Below are 4,960 nucleotides of genomic sequence, written 5' to 3' on the forward strand. Positions count from 1 at the left end.
TCACGGGCAGTAAGGCTCTTTACCGTCCTTGCTATTTTGGTCGGACTATATGTTGGAACACTCTGAATCAAAAAATGAACATGATCCTTATCCGTACCTATCTCCAAAAAATGGATTTCATACCTGTACTGAATATCTAGACACGTCTGACACAGAATCCTCTCAACTTTAGGACTTAGTACCAATCGGCGATATTTGGTCGAACAAACCAAATGATAGAGTAACAACGAAACGTTGTGGCTCTTATGTATATGGGTGCTTGAGCTCACGCTCAAGATTACTGTTTTTTTTCGTGCGAGGCAAGCCTCGGGGTATTTACCCCTCTAGAATAAAGTTCCTCTGTAGAGTTAGCCAACTGCTTTTAAAAATCAATTTTTCAAGGCGAAGTTAATTTTTTGTTTTTCACTTAATAAAATGAGAATGCGCCCACGTGGGCCTGCCCGACCTGTTAAGGCGGGCCTACCCGAACAATTCAGGCGGGCCTGCCCTTATCGTTCTGTCGAGTGTAGAAATGTTATTGATGGTTTCCGTACCTTATCTTATGGGATTGCCCTAAGGGGGATTTCTTAATGTAACTAATAACCATTTAAATCTATCAAACTAGACTTCTTCGATTGCATTAGGTTGATAAAGATAATTTTAGGCCGTTTATTTAATGGCAATAGCAGCACTTGTGGGGCCAGTAAGGGGCATAATAGAAATTTGCCCAAACCCTGCTTCTTTGGTCATCTCTTCAAAATCGGATGTTGAAAAATCGTAACCTTCTGCTGTTTCTATCAACATGTTAAGCGACATTAACAGCCCAAAGGCATTCTTCCTTCGATCAGCATCAATAAGATTTTCAATAACCACAAATGCGCCTCCTTTTGGCAAGGCATCATAAGCTTTCTTGATCAATATTTTTTTATCACTTTTCCCCCAATCGTGTAAAATGTTCCCCATGGTAATCACATCAGATTTTGGGAAAGAATCAGTAAAAAAATCGCCAGATAGTAAATCAACTTTTTCAGATAATCTCATATTTTGGAGGTTTTCCTTTGCTATCGGTTCAACGGGAGGCAAATCAAAAGAGGTACATTTCATATGCGAGTTATTTAAGTACACATGTGCCGAAAGGGTACCGCCCGAGCCCCCAATATCGCAAAGCGTTTTATAGTTGGAGAAATCAAATTGTTTTCCAAAGGCAATAAAATTGCCTATTTGTACGCCCGTCATGGCTTTGATAAATTCCTTGAGCTTTACAGAATCGGTATAGATTGTTTCAAAAAGGGATTTACCACTGTTTTTGGTCTCATTTTGTGGTAAGCCTGTCTTTAATCCGTCCTCAAGATTATTCCAAAAGGGGTACAGTCGGTTATTGGCCATTTCTAGGATTCCACCTATATAACTTGGTTTGTTTTTGTCTAGAAAAAAGGCGCTATCGGCTGCATTGCTATAGTTTGATGTTTTTTTAATTCCAGTCCGATCTAAAAATCCAAGTGCTACCAAGGCGTCTAGAAAATCATAAAGGCTTCTGAGATGAAGCCCTAGTTTTTCTTGTATTTCCTGGCCAGAAAGCGGACTTTTGGCTAATAGGGTAAACAACCCCATATTGACCGCTGTAAGTAAAGTCTTGGTGGCAAAAAAACCTGTGCCAATTTGCATTATTTTGGAAGGATTTCCCTGCGTTGTTATAGTGGTTTCCATTATTTAAACGATTTAAAGAAGTAAAATGATTATTTCTTATTTTCTATAGTTCTTCCGCTTCACCTACTAATAGCGTTACGCCACCTGTGACAAAATTAGGGAGATCAGCTGCTACATCCTGACCTACAGAGGAACTCATTGTTTTTTGCATCGCCTCAGGAGTGTTAAACCAGAATTCAGCCATCCGGTAGTAGTCTGGTTTACTACCATCAAAATAATTAAGGAATTTTGTTAGCTCCATTTTTGCAAAACCTTTCATTTTAGCAACTTTAGATAAATGGGTATTAGTATAGTAGGCTTCAAATTCAGCTGTATCCGTTGGATGTCCGTACAATACTGTTAACTTTATCATTATATTTTAGTTATGGTAAGCTTGTATTTATACAGGCTTTAGTTGTAATAATTTAAATGAAATTAGTTGCTAGCTACTTTAAACGGTTGCTCAAGTAACCTTTCGTTATAATAAGCAGACTCACGTATAATCTTACCGTCTTTATTAAAATCGTCAATAAAAAACACGGGAAGCACTATTGCCATTTTATCGGATTTGCGAACTAGGTGAAAATTCCACCATGATAGTACAGCCCGACTATCGTCCATCTCATACTCTAGATAATCTGGATAGCCGGACATCTCGATAGTAACCAGATCAAATTTTTCTAAAAATGCTTTATCCTGCACTTTTTGATCTGCCAAAGAAATCCCTCTGTTTTTAAATGAGCTTAAGTCACCAAAGGTGGCATCTTCTTCATAAAAGCTATAAGCCTTTTCCATATCTCCTTTTTCCATTGCATATACCATTTTTCTAATGGTGTTTATATTATCATGGTGGTTATAAATGGTGCCATTTTTTCTATCCACAAAACTGGCTCTGATTTCATCTAAAACGGTTCCATTAGCGTAATTTATAATGGTATTAATTTTATTGTCTTTGGTAAGTTTATATAGTCTGTGAGCAGAAGCGTCTATTTTAACGCCTGTTCTTTTGTGGACTCCATTTAATTCTACCCAAGTTTGTACCCATACTTCCTGGTCTTTATTGTCCTTTTTGTACTCTATAGCATCTGGATATGAGCCTGGGAAGGGAGTTACGGAATAATAATCCAATGCATTGAAATAAAGCAGTTGATTTCTTATAAAAGCAGCTTTATCTAACCCTTTTGTATCTGGCACATTGGTTGTACCCCAATACGCTTTAAAATCCTCTGTAATATAGCTAGCCATTTTTAGGGAATCACCTGCCACGGAAGCTTTAACGAACTCATCTACCACATCTATGGCCGGATGTTCTATGTACACATTACCATTAGTTTTTTTTTGGCCGAAAGCAATTGTAATGCTTAATAAAGCAAGTGCTAAAAGTGTAATTTTTGTTTTCATCTTTAATATTTTTTAAGGGTTTATTATGGTTATAATTCTATTGATATTTCCTTACTTCTAGCGTTCAACCCAAACGTATTTTCTACCGCGGCATACCAATTTTCATCATTGGCTGCATTCCAGTCTACCCATTCCTCATCAGTCATTGATGAGCGCCAATCTAAAAAGGGTTGTGCATCTGGTCCAACGGGATGTCTAAGTTTCCAAGATTTACTATTTGCAATCTCTAAAATTTTATTTGCTACTAAAGTTGGAGAGGTAGGAGTTTTAAGAGATGCAGCGAACAAACCCCCTAATCGTTTGGAATGGGGGTAAATTGATCCGGATGCAATACTAATATTGTTTGCCATTTGGGTGTCAATGATGCCAGGCTCTACAATAGCTACACGTATATTAAAAGGCTTTACTTCTTGTGCCAGAGCTTCACTTACGGCTTCTAGTGCAAATTTGCTTGCCGCGTATGCCCCTAAAGGGCTATTGGAAATATGTCCGGCAACAGAACTAATATTTATGATGCTTCCGTTTTTGTTTTTGCGCATTTCAGGTAACACTCTTTTTATACATCGCAACACGCCAAAATAATTAGTCTCCATAACAGCTCTGAAATCCGATACGGTAAGTTCTTCTACAGATCCATGGCGCTCAACCCCTGCATTATTCACGAGTACGTCTAGGGTGCCTATGGCCTCAAGAATTGGTTCGATACACTTTTTTACAGAATCGCTGGAGTCCACGTCCATTTTATGAATAGTGATATCTAAAGATTCTTTGGAGATTATATCCTTAAAATGATGTGCCATTTTCGGATATCGCATTGTTGCGAATACTTTATATCCTGCACGTCCAAAAGCAAGTGCTGTTTCTAAGCCAATGCCTTTACTTGTTCCCGTAATTAATACTGTTTTCATCTTGGTAGTTTTTTCTTTTAGACGCCTATTTCCTGTCTAGTTTGATTAAAAATATACAGGATGGCTAATTGCAACGGTTCGTTTTTGATTATTCTAAAACCAAGTTTGTATAGAGAGCTTACCATAATTAAGGTAATTATAACACCCATACCTGGTTGGAATATGATGAAACCTTAGGGTTGTTTTTTAATACTAATTGGTGGTTACTAAGGGGAAGGGGTTGCAAGTAAACTATTTATTAGCTTGCCTTAACACCGATAAGGACGAAAGCGTGGTTTCATTGTCCGAAGACATATTTATATTTATCCAAAATAAACTAGAAACATCCTTAAAAAGATAAAGGGCATTCTGCAATATTATTTATTGGATTTGAAATATAATTTTAGAAAAAATTAAGGTTAGAATACTAACTCGACCCTTCTCGTGATTAAGGGTATTGGTAATATATCTTTTTGACTTAATTGAAAAATATACTATTATAAAGTAAAACTAGGATTCTTATTTCTTAAAAGGTTCAGGTTTTTATAATGGTTCATTTAAATTTGCCCCCTTAATAGAAAAATTAATTAAAGTAAGTGGTTTTATAAATGGCATATAGATAAAGGTTCCATATTTGAAACTGAACGTAGAGCATGACCTAAATCTAGTCGTAACTACGAATTTAGATATGTGAATCGCACCCGCCTGTATTCTATGATTAAAAAAAGGATATCTACTTTAATTTATCAACAATCCTAAGCTGCATATTTCATAAGATTAATATAGGGTTCATTTCGCGTAATAACTGCAAACATTCTGGACACTAATTTGTTTCTAATAATATTGATTGTGCTCATCTTGTTTTTTCCTTCCTCCAGTCTCCTCTGGTAATATGCTTTCATTTCCGGATTATGCTGTAAGGCCGATTTTGCACATAGATCAAGTAGGCTCTTTATTTTCTTGTTGGCTAGGTTACTAACCTTTGTCCTGCCCCTTATACTGGTTCC

Annotated in this window: 5 protein-coding genes and 1 pseudogene; all 6 read right to left on the minus strand. The window is 36.7% G+C overall.

Annotated features, from left to right (window positions below; translation table 11 throughout):
* The coding region (gene tnpA / locus H344_RS21575) for an IS200/IS605 family transposase (RefSeq protein ID WP_169514987.1) at nt 1-269 on the minus strand (269 nt) is incomplete at its 3' end.
* Between the two features lie 379 nt (nt 270-648).
* Entirely contained in the window at nt 649-1,686 is a 1,038-nt protein-coding gene (locus H344_RS0116485; RefSeq protein ID WP_026811283.1) for a methyltransferase, read from the minus strand.
* Nucleotides 1,687-1,729: 43 nt separating this feature from the next.
* The gene (locus H344_RS0116490; protein ID WP_026811284.1) at nt 1,730-2,038 is read right to left on the minus strand and encodes an EthD family reductase; all 309 of its coding nucleotides are present in this window, start codon (nt 2,036-2,038) and stop codon (nt 1,730-1,732) included.
* 62 nt (nt 2,039-2,100) lie between these two features.
* The gene (locus H344_RS0116495) at nt 2,101-3,066 is read right to left on the minus strand and encodes a nuclear transport factor 2-like protein (RefSeq protein ID WP_026811285.1); all 966 of its coding nucleotides are present in this window, start codon (nt 3,064-3,066) and stop codon (nt 2,101-2,103) included.
* Nucleotides 3,067-3,095: 29 nt separating this feature from the next.
* Nucleotides 3,096-3,974, minus strand: a complete 879-nt coding sequence (locus H344_RS0116500) for an SDR family oxidoreductase (protein ID WP_026811286.1) — start codon at nt 3,972-3,974, stop codon at nt 3,096-3,098.
* A 734-nt stretch (nt 3,975-4,708) separates the two neighbouring features.
* Nucleotides 4,709-4,960 (minus strand): annotated as a pseudogene (locus H344_RS22035) (IS110 family transposase); the annotation flags it as partial.

This window comes from Arenibacter latericius DSM 15913 (assembly GCF_000424985.1).
Taxonomy (GTDB): domain Bacteria; phylum Bacteroidota; class Bacteroidia; order Flavobacteriales; family Flavobacteriaceae; genus Arenibacter; species Arenibacter latericius.

Bases quoted from the DNA above. Each gene is read 5' to 3' on its own strand.
- H344_RS0116495 (WP_026811285.1), bottom strand. From the start codon at position 3,066: ATGAAAACAAAAATTACACTTTTAGCACTTGCTTTATTAAGCATTACA.
- H344_RS0116490 (WP_026811284.1), bottom strand. From the start codon at position 2,038: ATGATAAAGTTAACAGTATTGTACGGACATCCAACGGATACAGCTGAA.
- H344_RS0116500 (WP_026811286.1), bottom strand. From the start codon at position 3,974: ATGAAAACAGTATTAATTACGGGAACAAGTAAAGGCATTGGCTTAGAA.
- H344_RS0116485 (WP_026811283.1), bottom strand. From the start codon at position 1,686: ATGGAAACCACTATAACAACGCAGGGAAATCCTTCCAAAATAATGCAA.